Origin of the sequence: Neoroseomonas marina (assembly GCF_012927745.1) — a bacterium.
Lineage (GTDB): Bacteria > Pseudomonadota > Alphaproteobacteria > Acetobacterales > Acetobacteraceae > Neoroseomonas > Neoroseomonas marina.
In genome coordinates, this window is sequence record NZ_JABBKX010000001.1 from 410,936 (window position 1) to 430,628 (window position 19,693).

Sequence of the window (19,693 nt, forward strand, 5' to 3'; positions counted from 1 at the left end):
GGGCCGGCGGGTCTTGCGCCGAACCCGGCGCTGACGCAAGTGAGCGGCATGTCCGTCTATTTCCTCGCGATGATGCTGCTTTCGGCCGGCAGCTTCATTCACAGCCGCTGCGAGGCGCCGGAGATGCGCCCCGCCTCGGCCGGGGCGGACATCACCTGGCGCTGGTCGGCGCGCGCGGCGCTGGTCATGTGGATCGCCCTGATCATCTGGGGCTTCCGCGAACTGCACTGGTCCCAGCCGCTGGCCGGAATCATGGCGTCGCTGGGCGTGAATGCGCTGGTGGCGATGCGGGGCCCGATGCGCACCTGGCCGGGCCTGTCGCTGATGCTGTGCGCCACCGGGCTGGTGGCCGGATCGACCGTCTTCTTCTGAAGCCCGAACCTGCGGCCCGCAGGGCCGAGGCCGCGAAGGCGGCCCGCGGCGAGTGCCGCGAAGCCAAGCCGCGCGGATGCGCGGCGCCCGGCGTCTGAGGGGCACAAAGGCAAAGCCTTCGTGCGCACACCATCACGCGATCGGCGGCAGGTGCAGGGCGACGACCTCGCGGTCCGCCCCGTCCACGGCCGGGAACCTGTCCCGCACCTTCGGATCGTGGCCGGGGATGACGCGGCTGTCGTCCCCGCCCGCCAGCTTCTTCGCCGTGCGCCACCCCGCCGCCATGGCGCCGAGGTCGAAGATGATCGGGAAGGGATTCCCGCTCAACGCATTGGCGTAGAAGTGCATGGCGTCCGAGGCGAGCACCACCGGCCCGCGCGCCGTCTCGACGCGGACCATCTGCAGCCCGTCCGAATGGCCGCCGACGCGGTGCACGGTCACGCCCGGCGCGACCTCGGCATCGCCGTCGTGGAATTCCACACGGTCGGCATAGACGGCGCGAACCATCGAGACGACGTGGTCGGCCTCGAAGGGCATGCGGATGGCGTGGACGCACATGTGCCGGCCGACGGCGAAGTGCATCTCGCGTTCCTGCAGGTGGAACCGCGCCTTGGGGAAGATGCCGAGGCTGCCCGCATGGTCGTAGTGCAGATGCGTGATGATCACGTCCTGCACATTGGCCGGGTCGGTGCCCATCGCCGTCAGGCAGTCGGCGACCGAGCGCGACAGCTTCCGCCCGCGCTTCGTGGCCAATTCGGCATCGAAGCCGGTGTCGACCACGATCTCCCGCCCGCCGGGCCCGCGCAGCAGCCACACGAAGTAGTCGAGCGGCATCGCCTCATGCGGGTCGGCCAGCGGCAGCAGGTGGTTGGTCTGCGCCGTGCGCTCGTGCCGCCCGTATCGGATGGCGTAGGCTTCCCAGGTCATTTTTCCACGTTCCCCCCAAGCACCGTGCCGGACAGCTGTTCGGACAGCTTGGCGACGGCGGTGTGATCCGCACCGGGCCCGAGCAGCGCGGCGGCCGAGGCCCACATCTCGCGGCACAGCGCCGCGAAGGGCGTCGGCGTCGTGGTCTCGCGGCCCACTTCCAGCGCGATGGACAGGTCCTTGACCATCAGGTCGAGTCCGAAGCCCGCGTCGAAGCGCCGCGACAGCACGTATTCCTTGAACTTCTTCTGGGTCGAGTTGTTCATCCCCGTGCTGGCGTTCAGCACGTCGACCATCTTCGCCGGGTCGAGGCCGAAGCGCTGGCCGATCAGCAGCGCCTCGATGCCGATCAGGTAGCCGCCGGCCGAGACCAGGTTGTTCAGCGCCTTCATCGCCTGCCCGGCGCCGATCGGCCCGCAGCGGTGGATGGAGGTGCCCATCGCCTTCAGCACCGGCTCGGCGCGGTCCAGATCCGCCTCGTCACCGCCCGCCATGATGGCGAGCTGCCCGGTCTTGGCTCGCGGCACGCCGCCCGAGACCGGGCAGTCGATCATCGCGACACCCTTGGCCGCGAGGCCCGCCGCGATCTCCCGCGTGCGGCCCGGCTGGCCGGAGGTCATGTCGATGACGAGCATGCCCTTCGCCAGCGCCGGCCCCACCGCCTCCACCGCCTCGGCCACCTGCTTCGAGGTCGGGACGATGGTGATGACGCAATCGGCACCCTTCGCCGCCTCGGCGGGGCTCGCCGCGGCCTTGCCGCCGGTCTCGGCGGCGAAGGCGTCCGCGCGGCCCGGCACCACGTCGGCGACGGTGACCTCGAAGCCCGCCTTCACCAGGTTGGCCGCCATCGGCCAACCCATGTTCCCGATGCCGAGGAAGGCGACGCGCTTGATCGCCGCGGCCATCACTTCTTCCCCGGCAGCGCGCCTTCGGCCACCAGAACCTCATGCGCCGCCTTGAAGGCGTCGAGGCCGGCAGGGATGCCGCAATAGGCGGTGGCGTGCAGCAGCGTCGCCTTGATCTCGTCGACCGTGATGCCGTTGTTCAGCGCGCCCTTCACGTGCAGCTTCACCTCGGGGATCTTCCCCAGCGCGGTCAGCATCGCGAGGTTCAGCAGCGAGCGCGTCTTGCGGTCCAGCGTCGGGTCGCCCCAGGCCCAGCCCCAGGCCCAGGCGGTGGTCGCGCGCTGGAAGGCCATCATGAAGTCGTCGGCCTTCGCCATCGAGGCATCGACGTATTCCGCACCCAACACGGCGCGGCGGATCGGCAGGCCCTTGTCGAACAGGGCGGCATCATCGGACATCTGGCATCCCTCCCTCGGGGAATTGGTGAGGGCGGCACGCTGGCCCGTCAGGCAGGGCCGGTCAACGGGCCGGGGCGGCCGCATCCTCGGGCCGCGCGAGGATGCGCAGCACGTCGAGCAAGGTCGCGAAACGGTCCGCTCCGACCTCATGGGCCCATTCGGCATGGACCTTGCGCAGGCAGTCATGGATCGTGGCCGCGAGGGCCTCGCCGCGCGGCGTGAGGAACACCAGGCGACGCGCTGCGGCCGCCGGGCTGCGCCGCTCGAAGTAGCCGAGGGATTCGAGCTGCGCGATCAGGTGGTTCGCCGCCTGGCGCGAGATGCGCGCCCGCCGCGCAAGCTCCGACGGACGAACGCCCGACGCCACCGGATAGGTGATCATGGCCCAATGGGCGTCCTGCAGGTCGGTGAAGCCGGCCTCGCGCGCGGCGTCCTGCATGCGGCTGCGCACGATCTGCAGGCACATGCGCAGCAGGGCGCCGACATAGGGCGGGCCATCGGGGATCGGGGGCGCATTCGTCGTTGACATGTTCGTAAAGACTTTTTACGTTCCAATTCGTAAAGAGACTTTACTCACGGGAGGCCCGCCATGGAACCTCAACCTCGCATCGTCCGCATCGGCGCCCTCGAGCTCCGCTTCCATGTCGACGAGACGGACGGGGCCGGCGACGTGGTGATGTTCGAGTTCGTGGTGCCCGAGAAGGCGCGCGTCCCGGTGCCGCATTTCCACGAGGCCTGCGACGAGATCGTCTATGGCCTCGAGGGCACCATGACGACGACGCTGGATGGCGTGGCGCACGAGGTCCGCCCGGGCGAGGTCGTCTTCGTCCCGCGCGGCAAGGTCCACCACCACGCCAACCTGCACGACGGCACGGCCCGCGCGATGATCGTCATCGCGCCCGGCACCATCGGCCGCCGCTACTTCGAGGAGATGGCCGAGATCGTCAGCCGCCCCGGCCCGCCCGATGCCGCGCAGATGAAGACGGTGATGCTGCGCCACGGCCTGGTCCCGGCCTGACGGGGGGCGCATCTCCGTGCGATGCTCGGGGCCGGAGGATCCGGTCCCATGTTCTTCGACGGCTTCACGCTCGAATTCCACGAGGCGAACGGCAAGCGCTTCCGCCTTCGCCGCGGCGGGGAAGGCCCGCCGCTGCTGCTGCTGCATGGCAATCCCCAGACCCATGCGATGTGGCACAGGGTCGCGCCCGTGCTGGCGCGGCGTTTCACGGTCTACTGCCCCGACATCACCGGCTATGGCTTCTCCGCCAAGCCGCCCGTGAGCGCCGACCACGCGGCCTATGCCAAGCGGTCGATGGCCGCCGACATGGTCGCGCTGATGAAATCCTTCGGCCACGACCGCTTCCAGGTGGTGTCCCACGATCGTGGCGCGCGGGTCGCGCACCGCATGGCGCTCGACCACGCGGACGCGGTCGAGCGGCTCTGCACCATGGACATCATCCCGACGCTCGCGCATTTCGACCGCACCGACATGGCCTTCGCCATGGGCTACTGGCACTGGTTCTTCCTCGCCCAGCGGCACCCCGGGCCGGAAAACATGATCCGCGCCGACATCGAGCCGTGGTTCGACTTCCACACCTCGCGCGAGCCCAAGCCGGCCGACTTCTTCCACCCCGAGGCGCGCGCCGACTACCTCGCCGCCTTGCACGAGCCCGGCACCATCGAGGCGATCTGCGAGGACTACCGCGCCGCGACGACGATCGACCTCGAGCACGACCGCGCCTCCCGCGCCGCCGGGGAGAAGGTGCGCTGCCCGCTGCTCGCGCTGTGGGGGGCCAAGGGCAGCATCCCGAAATGGTACGACGCGCCGGCGATCTGGAAGGACTATGCGTCCGGTCCGCTCGAGACCGGCGATGTCCCCTCCGGCCACTACCTGGCCGAGGAGGCGCCGGAAGTCGTCCTCGCCCGGCTGGACGGCTTCCTCAGGACCTGAGCGGGTCCGACGGCGGCAGGACGAGGCGGAACAGGTTCCGCCCGTCCTCGGTCCGCTCGTAGCGCAGCGACTGCGCGATGCGGCGGATCAGCGGCAGGCCGAAGCCGCCCACCTTCGCCTCGGCCAGTGAAGGCGCGGGCGGCGGCAGGGGCGCGGTGGTCGGATCGAAGGGGCGGCCGCGATCCTCGAAGTCGAAGGCCCAGCCCGCCGGCTCGCGCGCCAGGCGGATCGAGACCTCGGGCGTGTCCGGCGCATCGAAGCCGTGGCGCAGCACGTTGAGCGCGACTTCCTCGAGCAGCAGCTCCGCCCGCGAGATCGCCGCGGGTCCCTCGCCGTGGCGGCCGAGGAATTCCGACACGGCCGACTGGGCCCGCGAGACTTCCTCCGCCGGCGATCCGCGCAGCGTCAGGCTGAGCGTGCGTTCATCGCCGGCGCCGGACGTCATGCCGCCAGGAGGGCGAGCGCCGCGGCCTCGTCGGCCACTGTCGGGATGAGCTCATCCAGCGCGACCGTCGCGAAGACCTCCGCAACAGCGGGCTGCACGCCGCACAGGACGACCCGATGGCCCGCGCGCTGGGCGCTGCGGGAATTCGAGATCAGCAGCCGGATGCCGAGGGAGCCGACGAAGGACACGCCCGACATGTCGACGATGACGCCCCGGCCGGCCTTGGCGATCCGGTTGGCGAACTCCGCCTCGATCTTCTCGGCACCCGCGGCGTCGAGGCGCCCGCTGAGCGCGATGCGCAGCGCCGGGGCGCCGTCCTCGGTCACGACCAGATCCATCCGTCATCCTCCATTGGGCCGGCCGTTGCATGCGGCCGCCTAGGTCCGGCGCCGGCGAACGCCGCTCACGAAATGTCGAGTGTCAGAATCGATACGTCATCGTCAAGCGGGCCGGGGCGAGCCAGGTCACGGACCGTCCGCAGCAGGCGCTCAGGGTCGGGCAAGGCGTTTCCTTCCGGCGCGAGGAGATGGGGCAGGAAATCCGCCAGCCCCAGTTCCCGGCCATCCGGGGCGGTCAGCTCGAAGGCTCCATCGCTGAACAGGTGCAGGCGCGATCCGGGCGGCAACTCCGCCTCCGCCTGGCGGTACGGCCAGTCGGGCGTCACGCCGATGGCCGGCGCCTTGACGTGCAGCGGCGCCGGCGTCGGGACGCCCGGCAGCAGCAGAAAGGCCGGATGCTGGCCGGCGCAGCCGAAGACGAGGCGCGAGGCGGCCACGTCGCAGACGCCGTACCACAGGGAGAAGAACAGCCCGCCATGACGGTCCATCTGGAACCGGGCGTTGAGCGCTTCCATCACTGCGACCGGATCGGCGAAGTCCACGTCCGGCAGCCCGTGCTCCCGCAGCGTGTTCATCGCCGAGGCGGCGAGCAGTGCCGATCCCGCGCCATGCCCCGCGACGTCGAGCAGCCACACCGCGAAGCGGTCCTCGTCGAGCCAGCCATAGCCGAAGCCGTCGCCGCCGATGCGCGCCGAAGGCTCGAAGCGCCAGTCGGCGCGGATGCGGCCCTCGAGGATCGGCGGCGGCAGCAGCGCGGCGACGTAGCGTCCCGCGCGCGCCAGGTCGCGCTCGACCTCATCGACCCGGGCCATGTCGGACGCCCGGCCGCTGCGATAGACCAGCGTGAAGGGACCCAGGCGCAGCCGGCTGCCGGACATCAGCCGCGTCGGCCCGCCCGTCACCCGCCCATCGACCAGCGTCCCGTTGGTCGAGCCGAGGTCGGTCACGATCACCGCATCGTCCTCGAGCACCAGGACGCAATGGCTGCGCGAGACGTCGGGCGACGGCAGCACCAGCCCGTTCTGCGCCGTGCGGCCGATCATCAGCGGCGCGGGACCGAGCTGGATGCGCTGCGGCGGCACGCCCTCGGCGGGCTCGACCTCGAGCAGATGGAGGAGCGGGTCCTCCTCGGCCGTGGCGGGGGCAAGGCGACGCAGCAGCGTGCGGTCGGAATCGGACGCGTGGCGCCCGGTGGCGTCCTCGTTCACGGCGCGATCCGCAGGGCGGCGAGATCCACCACCCAGGGAAGGTCGGTATCGCCGGTCGCCGCCCCGGCGCGCGTGATGAGCGCGTGGGCCTGGCCCCGGTGATGCGTCTGGTGATTGAAAAAATGCGTCACCGCGACCCAGAGCGGCAGCGACATCTCCCTGCCCGACGCGCCTGAGAACCAGGTGAGCGGCGCGGCGAGGCGCTCGGCGGTCAGCCGCCCGGCCCAGTCCTCGATGCGCGCGTCGGCCGCGGCGCGGGCGGATCGCAGGGCGCCCCAATCCTCGATCATCCGGGGGCTGTCCTTCTGGGGGACGGGCGGCTTCGGCCAATCGTCGAAGCGGCTCATCCAGGTGGTGTCGCCCCAGAGGATGTGGCTCAGCGTCCCGTGCACCGAGGACCAGAAGGCGCCGCCATCCGCGCGCCGCACCTCATCCGGCAGCCCGTCGGCCGCCGCATAGAGGCGGCGGTTCATCTCGGTGTTGTAGGCCGCCATCATGCGGCTCCAGTCCGGGCCGTTCATCCGCCACCCCTGGTGTCAGAGCGCCTTCCAGAAGAATACCGTGTCCTGCGGGCGGCGGTCGCCGTCCATTTCGAAACCGGGGATGGCGCCGAGTTCGGTCCAGCCCTCGGCGCGGTAGAGCGCCTCGGCCGCGCTGCCGCGCCGGGTGTCCAGCATCGCAAGGCGCCGGCCATGCGCCCGCGCGGCCTGTTCGGCGCGGCGCAGCAGGGCGCGGCCGATGCCGGCACGGCGCGCCGCAGGGTCGACCATGAGTTTCTGGATGCCGGCGACATGGGGCTGGTTCTCGGAGCCGACGAGTTCCAGCGTCACGGTCCCGGCGAGCCGCCCGTCGAGCCAGGCCGCGAGCAGCACGCGGCTGCCCGCCGCGACCGCGGCAGAACCCGCCTTCCAGAAGGCCGTCGCCCGGTCGCGCGACAAGGGCGGAAGGTACTCGAGCGAGGCGCCCTCGGCGACGCAGTCGACCAGCAGGTCCGCGAGGCGCCGTTCCGCGCTTGCTGCCGCGGCGGCGTCCAGCGCCTCGACCACCAGGCCCGCCGCGGGCTTGGCGTAGCGGAATTCCAACGAGTGGGAGATGTCGTCGAGGATCCGGATCGAGCCCTGCCGGACATAGCCGTGCTTCTCGTAGAAGCCGTGCGCGCGCGTGAACCGCGTATCGGTCCAGAGCACCATCCGCTGCGCGCCCGATGCGCGCGCATGCGCTTCCGCGGTGCGGAGGAGGTCGCCGGCGAGGCCGGCGCCGCGCGCCCCGGCATCGACATACATCCGGCAGATCTCCCAGGCCGCGTCTTCCTTGAGCGGACGCGTCCCCACCATGCCGATGACGCGCCCCGCGCGCTCCGCGGTCCAGAGCGTGCCGCCCTGGTCGCGGAAATAGGTCGCGAGGGCGCGCAGTTCCGGCACCTCCCCGTCCACGTCGAGGAGGCAGCCGGGATACTCGCCCCAGCAGGCGCCGATGAGGGCGATGAAGCCCTCGGCGTCGCTGTCCCGCCCCTCGCGCAGCTCGATGGGAGACATCGGCGTCAGACCCCCGATGCCTGCTGCGCGCGGTGCCCGCGCGATGCGGTCACGAGAGTTCCTTGCAGAACTCCTGGATGCGGCTGCACGCCTCGCGCAGGCTCTCGGTGTCCGTCGCGTAGGAGATGCGCAGATAGGGCGACATGCCGTAGGCCGCGCCCTGCACCGCCGCGACGTGCTTCTCCTCGAGCAGCGCGATCGCGAAGTCGGTGTCGTTCTCGATCTTCTTGCCCGCCTTGGTCGTCTTGCCGAGGCAGCCCGCGATGTTGGGGAACACGTAGAACGCGCCCTCGGGCTTGTGGCAGGCGATGCCCGGGGCCTGGTTCAGCATGTCGACCACCAGGTCGCGGCGCTGCTTGTAGATCGCCGCGCGTTCCTTCACGAGATCCTGCGGGCCGTCGAGCGCCGCCGCCGCCGCGGCCTGCGAGATCGTCGAGATGCCCGAGGTCGCCTGGCCCTGCATGTTGATCATGGCCTTGATCAGCTCCTTCGGCCCGCCGCAGAAGCCGACGCGCCAGCCGGTCATGGCATAGGTCTTGGAGGCGCCGTTGACCGTGAGCGTGCGGTTCTTCAGCTCGGGCGCGACCTCGGCGATCGTGCAGAACTCGAAGCCGTCGTAGACGAGGTGCTCGTACATGTCGTCGGTCATGACCCAGACATGCGGGTGCTTCTTCAGCACCTCGGCGATCGCCTTCATCTCGTCGCGCGAGCAGGCCGCACCCGTCGGGTTGTTCGGGAAGTTCAGCATCACCCACTTGGTCTTGGGCGTGATGGCGGCGTCGAGGTCCTCGGGCCGCAGCTTGAAGCCGTTGTTCTGCGGGCAGGACACCAGCACCGGCTTGCCGCCGGCGACCTTCGCCATGTCGGCGTAGGAGATCCAGTAGGGGGCGGGGATCACCACCTCGTCGCCCGGATCCACCGTCGCCATGAAGGCGTTGTAGATGCACTGCTTGCCGCCATTGGCGACCATGATCTCGTCGAGCGCGTAGTCGATGTTGTTGTCGCGCTTGAACTTGCGCTGCACCGCTTCCTTGAGCTGCCTGGTGCCGTCCTGCGGCGGATACTTGGTGTCGCCGGCCAGCGCCGCCTTGTGCGCCGCCTCGATCGCATGCGGCGGCGAGGGGAAGTCGGGCTCGCCGGAGGCCAGGCTGATCACCTTGATCCCCTTCGCCGCCAGTTCGCGCCCCTTCATCGTCATCACGACGGAAGCGGAGATGGAGACCTCGTTCATGCGGGCGGCAAGGGCTGGCATTTCTTCTCTCTCTGTCCCTGTGAGGGGGAAAATAGCGATGGCGAAACTAGGCCGGCGATGAGACCGCGCCAAGGCCGGCCGGACGCTCATAGAGCCAGTCGAAGGACTGCTCCCCGGTCCGGACGAAGCCCTGCTTCTCCCAGAAACGGTGGACGGAGGCGCCCTTCAGCACCTCGATCCGCACCGGAAGGTCGGGATGGGCCGCAAGCACGGCGGCGAAGACCGCGGCGCCGAGGCCCCGGCCCTGGGCCCAGGGCTCGAGGTAGAAGGAATGGACCTCGACGTGGTCCTCGGCCGGCACGGCGGCGATGCAGCCGGCGAGACGGCCGTCGACCTCGATCGCCGACAGCATCGCGGGATCGAAGCCGGCCCGCATCCGGCTGCGCCGCCGCTCCGGGTCGAAGCGGACGACGCGCTCGAGGTCCTCGCGCAGGACGCGGATGGACAGGTCGAGAAGCGGCTCGAAATCCGCCTCCGCGACCGGCCGGAGCGTGAACGCCCCGCTCACTTCATCCCGGCGCAGAACTTCTGGATCCGCGTGCAGGCCTCGCGCAGCGCCTCGTCCGAGGTGGCGTAGGAGATGCGGAAATGCCCCGGCGAGAGGAAGGCCGCGCCGTGCACCGTGGCGACGCCCGCTTCCTCGAGCAGGGCGATAGTGAAGTCCTCGTCCGTCCCGATCTTCCTGCCGCCGGCCGTGGTCTTGCCGATGCAGCCGCGCATGTCGGGGAACACGTAGAAGGCGCCCTCCGGCTTGTGGCAGCGCAGGCCCGGGGCCTGGTTCAGCATCTCCACCACCATGTTGCGGCGGCGCTCATAGACCTTGCGCATCTCCTCGATGCTCTCCTGCGGGCCGGTCAGCGCCTCGATGGCGGCGGCCTGGGAGACGGAGGAGGTGTTGGACGTCGACTGCCCCTGCAGCTTGTCCATCGCCTTGATCAGGTGCACCGGCGCGCCGGCGAAGCCGATGCGCCAGCCCGTCATCGCATAGGCCTTGGAGCAGCCGTTCATCGTCACGGTGCGGTCGCGCAGGCGCGGCTCGACCTCGAGGATCGTGGCCGGCTTGAAGCCGTCGTAGTTCAGCTTCTCGTAGATGTCGTCGGTGAAGACCCAGACATGCGGGTGCTTCATCAGCACGTCGGTGATCTTCTTCAGTTCCTCGGCGTTGTAGGCCGCGCCGGTCGGGTTGCAGGGGTTGTTCAGGATCAGCCACTTGGTCTTGGGCGTGATCGCGGCCTCGAGCTGCTCGCCGGTCATCTTGAACCCGGCGTTCTGGCCGCACTGCACGATCACCGGCGTGCCTTCGGCGAGCTGCACGATGTCCGGATACGACACCCAGCACGGCGCGGGGATGATCGCCTCGTCGCCCGGATTGATCGTCGCGACCAGCGCGTCGAAGATCACCTGCTTGCCGCCGGTGGCGATGATGATCTCCTCGGGCTTGTAGTCCAGGCCGCTGTCGCGCTTGAACTTCTCGCACACCGCCTTGCGCAGCGCGGGCGTGCCGGCGACGTCGGTGTACTTCGTCTCGCCGCGCTCGATCGCCGCGATCGCCGCGTCCTTCACGTTGCGGGGCGTGTCGAAGTCCGGCTCGCCGGACGACAGTCCGATGACGTCCTTGCCCGCGGCCTTCAGCGCGCGCGCCTTTGCCGTCATGGCGATGGTCAGGGACGGCGAGATGCGGTTCAGGCGGTCGGCGATCAGGTTCATGGCGGTACCGGAAGAGTTTTTGCGGGATGTCGGGACGGTAATCCCGCCCTCCCCCGCCAGCAACCCGCCTACTGCAACCTCAGCGGCCGCAGCCCCTCATAGGTCCATCCGCCCTCGGCCATGCAGGCGTTCCGCACCGCCCGCCGCTGGCCGGCCGCCAGGTCCACCCAGTCGTAGCGCGGGGGGATGAAGCGGGGCGGTGACCGGACGCATTCGGTCCGGTTGTTCTGGGTCCAGCAGCGCTGTTCCCCCGGGATCCAGGATCCCGGCGCGACCATGGTCCAGGCCATGGCGGGCGGCACCTGGCGGGCGGCCTCCCCGGTGCAGATCGCGAGCGCGGCTTCCGATTCGGCCTCGGTGGCGCCGGGGCGCTCCCAGCGCTCGGCGCAGGCGACGAGCAGAAGCAGCAGGGCGGCGGCGGGACGCATCCGCGCACCATGCCGCCTCCCCATGGCAGGATCACGGCCGAAACGCCGGCCCGCCGCCCGTAGCGCGGGCAGACCCGCCCATTCCCTGGGCAGAGCAGGACCTGGACCGTGCGCTCCCGCCCCTCGCGCCGCTTGCGCGCGCGCCGGGTCATGCCCCAGACAGAGCCCGATGGCCGGACCGGACCGGCGCAAAGGGAGACGAACCGGATGAATGTCGGGCTTTCACGCCGCGCCGCGCTGCTCGCCGCCGGCGGCCTCGTCGCCGCGCCTGCCGTCGCGCGTGCCCAGGCGACGCGCGTGCGCTTCACCCTCGACTGGGCCTTCCAGGCCCCCAACGCCTTCGCCCTTGTGGCCCGGGAGAAGGGCTATTTCCGCGAGGCCGGGCTCGAGGTGACGGTCGATCGCGGTCAGGGGTCGGGCGGCGTACCGGTCGCCCTCGCCGGCGGGTCCTACGACATGGGCTACGCCGACCTGAACCCGGCGATCCGCTTCATGGCGGAAAACCCGGACCGCGGCATCGTCGCCGTCGCCCTGCTGCACGACCGCAGCCCGCTCTGCGCCATCGTGCGCGCCGACGGGCCGATCCGCACGCCCAAGGACCTCGAAGGCAAGCGCCTGGCCGCGCCGGACTTCGATGCCGGCCGGCAGCTGTTTCCCGCCTTCGCCAAGGCCGCGGGGATCGATGCGTCGAAGGTCACCTTCCTGTCGGTCACGCCGCAGCTGCGCGAACCCATGCTGGTCCGCCGCGAAGCCGACGGCGTGACGGGCTTCGTCACCACCTCGGCGCTGTCGCTGAAGGGCATCGGCCTCGACATCCCGCAGCAGCGGATCATGATGTACTACGACCACGGGCTGAACCTGTACGGCGGCGCGATCCTGACGACGCGCGCCTTCCTCGAGCGCAATCCCGCCGCCGTCCGCGGCGTGACGGCCGCGCTGATGAAGGGCTTCATCGACACCATCCGCAACGGGCAGGAGATGCTCGACGTGCTGAAGCGGGTCGAGCCGCTGACGGACGTCGCGATCGAGCGCGAACGCCACCAGATGAACCTCGAGCGCGTCATCCTGACCGACAATGTCCGTGCGAACGGCATCTCGGCGGTCGACATGGGCCGCATGCAGACCGGCATCCGGGCGGTGGAGGAAGCCTACAACCTGCCGCCGCGGCTGCAGGCGGCGCAGATCTACACGCCGGACTTCCTGCCGCCGGTCGAGGCGCGGCGCATCTGAGAGAGGTGGGGGGAGAAGGGAACTTCTCCCCCCGTGCCCCCCTCAACCTTCTTTGGCCTTTGGGAACTGACCGCCGCGGCCGGCGCCGAGTTCCAGAAAAGGTTGAGGGGGGTGCAGGGGGGAGAAGTTCCCTTCTCCCCCCTGCCCTTCGCGGCACGCCACGTGCCTAGGACGGACGCATGACCGCCCATCCCCCGCCCTTCGTCCAGATCCACGACGTCGCCATGCGCTATGGCGGTGTCGAGGGCACGCTCGCCCTGCGCCATGCCACGCTCGATGTCGCCGATGGCGAATTCGTCGCCGTGGTCGGCCCTTCGGGCTGCGGGAAGTCGACGCTGATGCGCCTGGTCACCGGCCTCTGGCCGCCGACGGAGGGCACGGTGATCGTCGCCGGGCGGGAGGTCTCGGGCCCGCTGTCCATCGCCGGCATGGCCTTCCAGAACCCGACGCTGCTCCCCTGGCGGACCATCCAGGCCAACGTGATGCTGCCGCTCGAGGTGGTGCAGCCGCACCGGCGCCAGCTGCGGGCGCAGCGCGCGGAGTATGTGGCGAAGACCCGCGACCTGCTGCGCCTGGTGGGCCTCGCGGGGTTCGAGGCGAAGTTCCCCTGGCAGTTGTCGGGCGGGATGCAGCAGCGCGCATCCCTGTGCCGCGCGCTGATCCATGACCCGCGCCTGCTGATGCTGGACGAGCCCTTCGGCGCGCTCGACGTCTTCACGCGGGAGGATCTGTGGGACGTGATGCAGGCGGTGTGGATGGCGAAGAAGCCGACCGTCATCCTGGTCACCCACGACCTGAAGGAAGCGGTCTACCTGGCCGACCGCGTGCTGATCATGTCGGCGCGACCGGGCCGCATCATCGCGGAGCGGCACATCCCCTATCCGCGCCCGCGCCGGCTCGACCAGACCTACGAGGCCGAGTTCCAGGCCATCGTCCACGAACTGCGCGACCGGATCTCCGAGGCCCGCAAGGGAGAGGTCGCCGATGCCCGCTGACGCCCCCCGCAGCGCCGAGGCGCTGGCCGAGGCCGCGCGCCGCCGCCGGCGGCTCGAGGCCGCCCTGCCCTGGCTCGTCATCGCCGGCATGTTCCTGGTCTGGGAAGCGGCCTGCCGTCTGTTCTCCATCCCGCCCTTCATCCTGCCCGCGCCGTCCCTGATCGCGGAGAGCATGGTGAAGTGGTGGCAGCCGCTGCTGACCAATGCCTGGGCGACGCTGGTCACGACCTTCGTCGGCTTCATGATGGCGGTGGTCTTCGGCCTGGCGCTCGGCGTCGCGGTGGGGTCCTCGGTGCTGGTCTATCGCGGGCTCTATCCGCTGCTGATCGCCTTCAACTCGGTCCCCAAGGTCGCGGTGGTGCCGATCCTGGTGATCTGGTTCGGCGCGGGCTTCTGGCCGGCGGTGCTGACCGCCTTCCTGATCTCCTTCTTCCCGATCGTGGTGAACGTCGCGACCGGCATCGCGACGGTGGAGCCCGAGCTGCGCGACGTGCTGCGCGCGCTGGGCGCCAGTTCCCGCGACATCATCGCCAAGGTCGGGCTGCCGCGGGCGATGCCCTACTTCTTCGCCTCGCTGAAGGTTGCGATCACCGTCGCCTTCGTGGGGTCGATCATCAGCGAGACGGTGGCGGCGAACGAGGGCATCGGGCACCTGATGCTCGTCGCCTCCTCCCGCTTCGACGTGCCGCTGGTCTTCGCAGGGCTGATCGTGACGGGCATCATGGGCGTGCTGATGTACTGGGTCGCCGTGACCATCGAGGAACGCACGACCGGCTGGGCCACGCGGGGGCAGAACGACCCGCGCCTCGCGATGGGGGGGTGACGATGCAGGCCGTCCGCCTCGGCATGCTGACGCCGTCGTCGAACACGGTCCTGGAACCGGCGACCTATGGGCTGCTCGCCGGCGTGCCGCAGGTCAGCGCGCATTTCCAGCGCCTGCGGGTGCTGTCCATCACGCTGGAGGGCGGATCGACGGGACAGTTCGACGTCGCCCCCATGGTCGCGGCGGCGGAGATGCTGGCCGACGCCAAGGTCCACGCGATCTGCTGGAACGGCACGTCCGGGTCATGGCTCGGGCTCGAAGCGGACCGCGCGGTGTGCGACGCGATCACCGCCGCGACCGGCATCCCCGCGACCACCGCGACGCTCGCGCTGCACGACGCGCTGACGGCGCTCGGCGCCCGGCGGATCGGGCTGGTCACGCCCTATCTGGGCAGCGTGCAGGCGGCAATCCTCGCCAATCTCCGTGCGGTGGGTTTCGAGACGGTCGGCGAACGGCACCTCGAGGATCCGGGCAACTACTCCTTCGCGGACCACGACGACGCTCTCGTCACGCGCCTGGTGCGGGAGGTCGCGGCCGAAGGCTGCGACGCCATCGCCATCCACTGCACGAATTTCCGTGGGCTGAAGGCCGCCGCGGCGGTGACCGAGGTGCCGGTGCTCGATTCCGTCGCCGTCGCGCTGTGGGGGGCATTGAGGGCGGCAGGCGCGGATGCGTCGCGCGTGGCCGGCCTCGGCCCCCTCGCAGGTCTCGCCTGACACCCGCATGACCGTCGAACTGCGCGAGGTCACGAAGGACACGGTGCGCGCGGTCTGCGCGCTCGAGGTGCATGACGACCAGAAGGGCTATGTCGCGTCGAACGCGCTGTCGATCGCCCAGGCGCATTTCGAGCCCGGCGCGGCGTTTCGCGCCGTCTACCTCGGTCAGCAGCCGATCGGCTTCGTGCAGTGGCGCCCCGCCGCCACGCCAGGGACGGCGATCCTCTGGCGCTTCATGATCGACCGTGCCCACCAGGCTCGCGGTCATGGCTGGACAGCGCTGGAACTCGCCTTGCGGCACCTGAGATCCGAGGGCTTCTCGACGGTCGAGACGAGCGTCGTGCGCGGTCCGGCCAGCCCGCTCGGCTTCTACCTCGCGCATGGCTTCACGGAACTGGGCCGGGAGACGCCGCGCGGCGAATGGCTGCTGAGCAGATCCCTCTAGCGCGCGGCATCGCTGTCCGCCGGGACGAGCAATCGATCCCGGAGATCACGATCCGATCGGCCGATGCGGGCCGATCGGACGTCATGCCTATCCGCGCGGGCGGGCCGGCGGGGGCGGTGCCGGTGGTACATCAGCGGTACGGATCGCCGCCGGCCCACCATTCACCGGGATGCGCTGCCCGGTATCCCGCAGCCGGCCGTCGTCGAAGCGGAAGACCGCGATGTTACGGTCCGCCATGTTCTGCACCAGGATCGTCTTGCCATCGCGCGAGAAGGCGATCCCCTGCGCCCAGTCACCCACCGGCGCCCGCGCCACCTCACGCAGCCGGCCATTGTCGATCCGCAGCATGACCAACTGCGCCCGACCGCGCAGGGGGTCGCTCTGCAGCCGGGCGGACCCGTTGTGGATCGTCACCGCGACATGCCGGTTGTCCGGGCTGACCTGGATCCCCTCCGGCGTCGCGCCGACCGAGACGGTTTCGGTCGCAAGGAATGGCTCGCGCTGCAGATTGATCAGCGTGATGGTGTCGGCATCGCCGCTGCCGCGCCCGATATTCGCCACCGCGGCCCAGCGCCCATCCGGCGTGATGCCCATGCCGTAAGGCCGGATGCCGACCGTGATGTCACGGTTGGTCTTGGTGACCGTCTCACCCTCGACATTCAGCACGGAGACGAAGGACCCCGCCGCATCGTCCCGGGTGACCAGGGCCCGCCGACCATCGGGCGTGAACTGGACATGCGCGGGAGATGAGGTCGCGCTGCCGATCGTGACGGTGGACAGCGGCGTGAGCGACCCGTTCGCCAGGCGGAAGACGCTGACCGTCCCGGCGTTGCGGTTCGCCACAAGCACCAGGTTGCCCGCCCGGTTGACCGAGACACCCGACGGCCCGGCGCCGGCTTCGACCGTCTGCGTCACCCGGGGCGGCGTCGCGCGGAGATCGATGACTTGCACGCGGTTGTCCGGCACCGCCTTGGTCGGATCCGCCGGATCGGCGCGCTCCGCCGATGTCACGATCGCATAGCGCTCATCCGGCGTGACGGCGACGGACATGGGCGGGCCGACGACCGAATGCGACAGCGCCACCTCGCCGAGCACCCTGGGCGCGCGGCCCGACAGATCGATGATGGTCGCCGTGTCGGCCGGCGCATTCGGCACGAACGCGGCCTGTGCATTTTCCAGGCGCCGCTTGTTGTCATTGCCGGAGACGGCGATCTGCGCCGTCGCCGGCAGGGATATCGCCAGGGCAAGCACCAACGCGCCGCCACCGAGCAGCTTGGACCTCATCTTCGGCATATCCTCCCGTTTTCGTCCCAGCCCTCGGATGTTCCACCTGCGATGCAAGGGGTGCAAGCGCACGGTTGCGTGCGCCCACGGGCTTTGGCATCCCCTGCGACCAGGGCGGAGGGCGCGCAGGTGATCGGCATTGACTGGGGAACTTCGAGCCTGAGGGCCTATCGCTTCGCGGCGGACGGAGGCATCGCCGATCGCCGCGACACCGCCGGCGGCATTCTCACCGTGCCACCCGGCGGGTTCCCCGACGCGCTGCGGGCCGTCGCGGGCGGCTGGATCGCGGATGGCGAAACCCAGGTCCTGATGTGCGGCATGGTCGGCAGCCGCCAGGGCTGGGTCGAGGCGCCCTACCTCCCCTGCCCCGCCGGCCTCGACGGCCTCGCCGCAGCGGCCATCCGCGTTCCCTTCGACGGCGCCGACGTCCGCCTGTTGCCGGGCCTGTCCTGCCGCGACCGCCACGGCGTGCCGGAGGTGATGCGCGGGGAAGAGACGCAACTGCTTGGCGCCATCGCCGCGGGGGAGGCCGAGGCCACCGCCTGCCTGCCCGGCAGCCACTCGAAATGGGCGCGCCTCGCCGGGGGGCGCGTGACGGGTTTCACGACTCATTTCACCGGAGAGGCCTTCGCCGCACTCTCCGGCCATACGATCCTCGCCCGCATGATGGACCCGGCCGCGCCGGACCATGCCGGTGCCTTCGCCCGCGGCGTCGCGCGGGCGAAGCAGGGCGGCGGCCTGCTGCACCACCTGTTCGGCCTGCGCGCCGCCTCCCTGTTCGGGGAGATCGCGGAAGCCGAGGCCGCCTCCTTCCTCTCGGGCCTGCTCATCGGCCACGAGGTCGCAGCCGCGCTCGAGGACGGCGTCGCCCCGCCCATCGTGCTGATCGGATCGGATGCGCTGACGGCGCGCTACGCCGCGGCGCTCGATGCCTTCGGCGTGCCCCACCGGGCCGCCGGCCCCGATGCCGCCGCGCGCGGCCTCTCCCTGATCGCGGAGCGCCTGCCATGAGCCTCGCCCCCTGGCTCGATGCCTGCCCCATCGTCGCCATCCTGCGCGGCGTCCAGCCGGAGGAGGTGGAGGCGATCGCCTCCGCCCTGATCCATGAGGGGCTGAACATCATCGAGGTGCCGCTCAATTCCCCCCGGCCGCTCGAGAGCATCCGCCGCCTGCATTCCGCCTTCGCCGAGCGCGCCCTGGTCGGCGCCGGCACCGTGACGACCGAGGACGAGGTCGCGGCCATCGTGCGCGCCGGCGCGAAGCTGATGGTCACGCCGCATTGCGACCCGGACCTGGTCCGCGCCGCGCGGGCGCGCGGCCTCATCGCCTGCCCGGGCTTCATGACCCCGGCCGAGGCCTTCGCCCTGCTTGCCGCAGGCGCCGACGCGCTGAAGCTGTTCCCGGCCGAGGCCGTATCGCCTGCCGTGGTGAAGGCGTTGCTCGCCGTGCTGCCTCGCGGCACTGCGATCCTGCCGGTCGGTGGGATGTCGGCCGAGACCATCCCGGCGTGGAAGGCGGCCGGCGCGGCGGGCTTCGGGGTCGGCTCCTCGCTCTATGCGCCCGGCGACAGCCCGGCCGCGGTCGGCGCGAAGGCAAGGGCCTTGCGCAGCGCCCTCGGTCTGGGGTGATGCTTGTCCGCAAGCCGGGCACGCCAGTCCCGGCCGGGCTTCACAGGGGAAACGATCCGATGATCAACCGACGGCTGCTGCTTGGCGGCGCCACCATCGCCGTACCGGCGCTGCTCGCCGCGCGCCGGGCCGCGGCGCAGGAGGTGACGCTGCGGCTGCACCATTTCCTGCCGCCGGTCTCGAACGTCCATCGCCACTTCCTGGTCCCCTGGGCCAACAAGGTGCGCGACGAATCGGGCGGTCGGCTGCGGATCCAGATCTTCCCGTCCATGCAGCTCGGCGGCGCGCCGCCGCAGCTGTATGACCAGGCGAAGGACGGCGTCGCGGACATCGTCTGGACGCTGCCCGGCAACACGCCCGGCCGCTTCCCGCGCATCGAGGTGATCGAGCTGCCCTTCATCGCCCACAAGCGGGCGAGCGTGAATGCGCGCGCGACCTGGACCCTGTTCGACCGCCACATGCGCGGCGAATTCGGCGAGACGCACATCATCACCGCCTGGGGCCATGACGGCGGGCTGATCCATGCGCGCCGCGAGGTGAAGACGATGGACGACATGCGCGGCCTCAAGCTGCGCTTCCCCACGCGCCAGGCGGGCGAGGCGCTGAAGGCGCTCGGCGCCACCGCGATCGGCCTGCCCGTCCCCCAGGTGCCCGAGGCGATGTCCCAGGGCGTCATCGACGGCGCGGTGGTGCCGTGGGAGGTCGTGCCCTCGATCCGCCTGCAGGAGATGGCGCGCTACCATGTCGGCATTCCCGGCACGCCGACCTTCTACATCGCCACCTTCATCCTCGCGATGAACAAGGCGCGCTACGAGGGCCTCGCACCCGACCTGCAGCGCGTGCTCGACGCCAATTCCGGTGCCGCCGCCGCCGAGATGGCCGCGAAGGTGTGGGACGACGAAGGCCCCAAGGTGGAGGAGCAGGTCCGCCGCCGCGGCAATTCCATCACCGAGATCAGCGTGGAGGAGAAGGCCCGCTGGCAGGACGCGACCGCCCCGGTCGTGCAGGCCTGGATCGGCCAGATGCGCGAAAGGAACATCGACGGCGCCGCGCTGGTCGAGGAGACGCGCGCCCTCGTCGCGCAACTCGGCCAGGGTGTGACTTGA

25 protein-coding genes are annotated in these 19,693 nt (G+C 70.6%); 11 read left to right on the forward strand and 14 right to left on the reverse strand.

Annotation, left to right across the window (positions count from 1 at the left end; all coding sequences use genetic code 11):
- Positions 1–48: 48 nt before the first annotated feature.
- A complete protein-coding gene (locus tag GWK16_RS01945; RefSeq protein ID WP_170052283.1) occupies positions 49–372 on the forward strand; it encodes a multidrug DMT transporter permease in 324 nt (107 codons plus the stop codon).
- A gap of 132 nt (positions 373–504) precedes the next feature.
- Here GWK16_RS01945 and GWK16_RS01950 read toward each other — a convergent pair whose 3' ends face one another.
- The 4 genes from GWK16_RS01950 to GWK16_RS01965 form a co-directional block, all read right to left on the reverse strand.
- Positions 505–1,299 (reverse strand): N-acyl homoserine lactonase family protein, encoded by a 795-nt coding sequence (locus tag GWK16_RS01950; RefSeq protein ID WP_170052284.1) that lies wholly within the window; start codon positions 1,297–1,299, stop codon positions 505–507.
- Positions 1,296–2,204 carry an NAD(P)-dependent oxidoreductase gene (locus tag GWK16_RS01955; RefSeq protein WP_170052285.1) on the reverse strand — a complete coding sequence of 303 codons (909 nt, stop codon included), beginning with the start codon at positions 2,202–2,204 and terminating at the stop codon, positions 1,296–1,298. The genes GWK16_RS01950 and GWK16_RS01955 overlap by 4 nt, the downstream gene beginning before the upstream one ends.
- Positions 2,204–2,602, reverse strand: coding sequence for a carboxymuconolactone decarboxylase family protein (locus tag GWK16_RS01960; RefSeq protein ID WP_168041031.1), 399 nt, complete (start codon positions 2,600–2,602; stop codon positions 2,204–2,206). Before GWK16_RS01960 ends, GWK16_RS01955 begins: the two co-directional genes overlap by 1 nt.
- A 61-nt stretch (positions 2,603–2,663) precedes the next feature.
- Entirely contained in the window at positions 2,664–3,131 is a 468-nt protein-coding gene (locus tag GWK16_RS01965; protein WP_170052286.1) for a MarR family winged helix-turn-helix transcriptional regulator, read from the reverse strand.
- Between the two features lie 60 nt (positions 3,132–3,191).
- Between GWK16_RS01965 and GWK16_RS01970 the strand changes: the two genes are divergently transcribed.
- Positions 3,192–3,620, forward strand: a complete 429-nt coding sequence (locus GWK16_RS01970) for a cupin domain-containing protein (protein WP_170052287.1) — start codon at positions 3,192–3,194, stop codon at positions 3,618–3,620.
- A gap of 48 nt (positions 3,621–3,668) precedes the next feature.
- Positions 3,669–4,553: an alpha/beta fold hydrolase gene (locus GWK16_RS01975; protein ID WP_170052288.1), complete on the forward strand. Its 885-nt coding sequence runs from the start codon at positions 3,669–3,671 to the stop codon at positions 4,551–4,553.
- On the opposite strand, the gene GWK16_RS01980 is transcribed toward GWK16_RS01975, so the two are convergent.
- The 9 genes from GWK16_RS01980 to GWK16_RS02020 form a co-directional block, all read right to left on the reverse strand.
- Positions 4,543–4,998 (reverse strand): ATP-binding protein, encoded by a 456-nt coding sequence (locus GWK16_RS01980; protein ID WP_170052289.1) that lies wholly within the window; start codon positions 4,996–4,998, stop codon positions 4,543–4,545. The two genes, GWK16_RS01975 and GWK16_RS01980, sit on opposite strands and share 11 nt — an antisense overlap.
- Positions 4,995–5,336 (reverse strand): STAS domain-containing protein, encoded by a 342-nt coding sequence (locus GWK16_RS01985; RefSeq protein WP_170052290.1) that lies wholly within the window; start codon positions 5,334–5,336, stop codon positions 4,995–4,997. Before GWK16_RS01985 ends, GWK16_RS01980 begins: the two co-directional genes overlap by 4 nt.
- 65 nt (positions 5,337–5,401) lie before the next feature.
- Positions 5,402–6,544, reverse strand: coding sequence for a SpoIIE family protein phosphatase (locus GWK16_RS01990; RefSeq protein WP_170052291.1), 1,143 nt, complete (start codon positions 6,542–6,544; stop codon positions 5,402–5,404).
- Positions 6,541–7,065, reverse strand: a complete 525-nt coding sequence (locus tag GWK16_RS01995; RefSeq protein WP_170052292.1) for a DinB family protein — start codon at positions 7,063–7,065, stop codon at positions 6,541–6,543. Before GWK16_RS01995 ends, GWK16_RS01990 begins: the two co-directional genes overlap by 4 nt.
- Positions 7,066–7,080: 15 nt before the next feature.
- On the reverse strand, positions 7,081–8,079 hold the full coding sequence (locus tag GWK16_RS02000) for a GNAT family N-acetyltransferase (protein WP_170052293.1): 999 nt from the start codon (positions 8,077–8,079) through the stop codon (positions 7,081–7,083).
- A 49-nt stretch (positions 8,080–8,128) separates the two neighbouring features.
- Positions 8,129–9,331 carry a pyridoxal phosphate-dependent aminotransferase gene (locus tag GWK16_RS02005; RefSeq protein WP_170052294.1) on the reverse strand — a complete coding sequence of 401 codons (1,203 nt, stop codon included), beginning with the start codon at positions 9,329–9,331 and terminating at the stop codon, positions 8,129–8,131.
- A gap of 46 nt (positions 9,332–9,377) precedes the next feature.
- Positions 9,378–9,839, reverse strand: a complete 462-nt coding sequence (locus GWK16_RS02010) for a GNAT family N-acetyltransferase (protein WP_170052295.1) — start codon at positions 9,837–9,839, stop codon at positions 9,378–9,380.
- Entirely contained in the window at positions 9,836–11,038 is a 1,203-nt protein-coding gene (locus GWK16_RS02015; RefSeq protein ID WP_170052296.1) for a pyridoxal phosphate-dependent aminotransferase, read from the reverse strand. Before GWK16_RS02015 ends, GWK16_RS02010 begins: the two co-directional genes overlap by 4 nt.
- Before the next feature lie 68 nt (positions 11,039–11,106).
- Positions 11,107–11,466, reverse strand: coding sequence for a hypothetical protein (locus tag GWK16_RS02020; RefSeq protein WP_170052297.1), 360 nt, complete (start codon positions 11,464–11,466; stop codon positions 11,107–11,109).
- Between the two features lie 207 nt (positions 11,467–11,673).
- Between GWK16_RS02020 and GWK16_RS02025 the strand changes: the two genes are divergently transcribed.
- The 5 genes from GWK16_RS02025 (at position 11,674) to GWK16_RS02045 (ending at position 15,675) form a co-directional block, all read left to right on the forward strand.
- Positions 11,674–12,696 (forward strand): ABC transporter substrate-binding protein, encoded by a 1,023-nt coding sequence (locus GWK16_RS02025; protein WP_170052298.1) that lies wholly within the window; start codon positions 11,674–11,676, stop codon positions 12,694–12,696.
- Between the two features lie 179 nt (positions 12,697–12,875).
- Positions 12,876–13,691: an ABC transporter ATP-binding protein gene (locus tag GWK16_RS02030; protein WP_211187027.1), complete on the forward strand. Its 816-nt coding sequence runs from the start codon at positions 12,876–12,878 to the stop codon at positions 13,689–13,691.
- Complete coding sequence (locus GWK16_RS02035; RefSeq protein ID WP_170052299.1) at positions 13,681–14,514, forward strand: ABC transporter permease; 834 nt, start codon at positions 13,681–13,683, stop codon at positions 14,512–14,514. The genes GWK16_RS02030 and GWK16_RS02035 overlap by 11 nt, the downstream gene beginning before the upstream one ends.
- 2 nt (positions 14,515–14,516) lie before the next feature.
- Positions 14,517–15,230 (forward strand): maleate cis-trans isomerase family protein, encoded by a 714-nt coding sequence (locus tag GWK16_RS02040; RefSeq protein WP_170052860.1) that lies wholly within the window; start codon positions 14,517–14,519, stop codon positions 15,228–15,230.
- Between the two features lie 7 nt (positions 15,231–15,237).
- Positions 15,238–15,675: a GNAT family N-acetyltransferase gene (locus tag GWK16_RS02045; RefSeq protein WP_170052300.1), complete on the forward strand. Its 438-nt coding sequence runs from the start codon at positions 15,238–15,240 to the stop codon at positions 15,673–15,675.
- Between the two features lie 87 nt (positions 15,676–15,762).
- Here GWK16_RS02045 and GWK16_RS02050 read toward each other — a convergent pair whose 3' ends face one another.
- Complete coding sequence (locus tag GWK16_RS02050; RefSeq protein ID WP_170052301.1) at positions 15,763–16,959, reverse strand: lactonase family protein; 1,197 nt, start codon at positions 16,957–16,959, stop codon at positions 15,763–15,765.
- 129 nt (positions 16,960–17,088) lie between these two features.
- Between GWK16_RS02050 and GWK16_RS02055 the strand changes: the two genes are divergently transcribed.
- From GWK16_RS02055 to GWK16_RS02065, 3 genes are read left to right on the forward strand one after another with little or no spacing between them, the layout of a single operon-like run.
- Positions 17,089–17,970 (forward strand): 2-dehydro-3-deoxygalactonokinase, encoded by an 882-nt coding sequence (locus GWK16_RS02055; protein ID WP_170052302.1) that lies wholly within the window; start codon positions 17,089–17,091, stop codon positions 17,968–17,970.
- Positions 17,967–18,587 (forward strand): 2-dehydro-3-deoxy-6-phosphogalactonate aldolase, encoded by a 621-nt coding sequence (locus GWK16_RS02060; protein WP_170052303.1) that lies wholly within the window; start codon positions 17,967–17,969, stop codon positions 18,585–18,587. Before GWK16_RS02055 ends, GWK16_RS02060 begins: the two co-directional genes overlap by 4 nt.
- A 59-nt stretch (positions 18,588–18,646) precedes the next feature.
- Positions 18,647–19,693 carry a TRAP transporter substrate-binding protein gene (locus tag GWK16_RS02065; RefSeq protein WP_170052304.1) on the forward strand — a complete coding sequence of 349 codons (1,047 nt, stop codon included), beginning with the start codon at positions 18,647–18,649 and terminating at the stop codon, positions 19,691–19,693.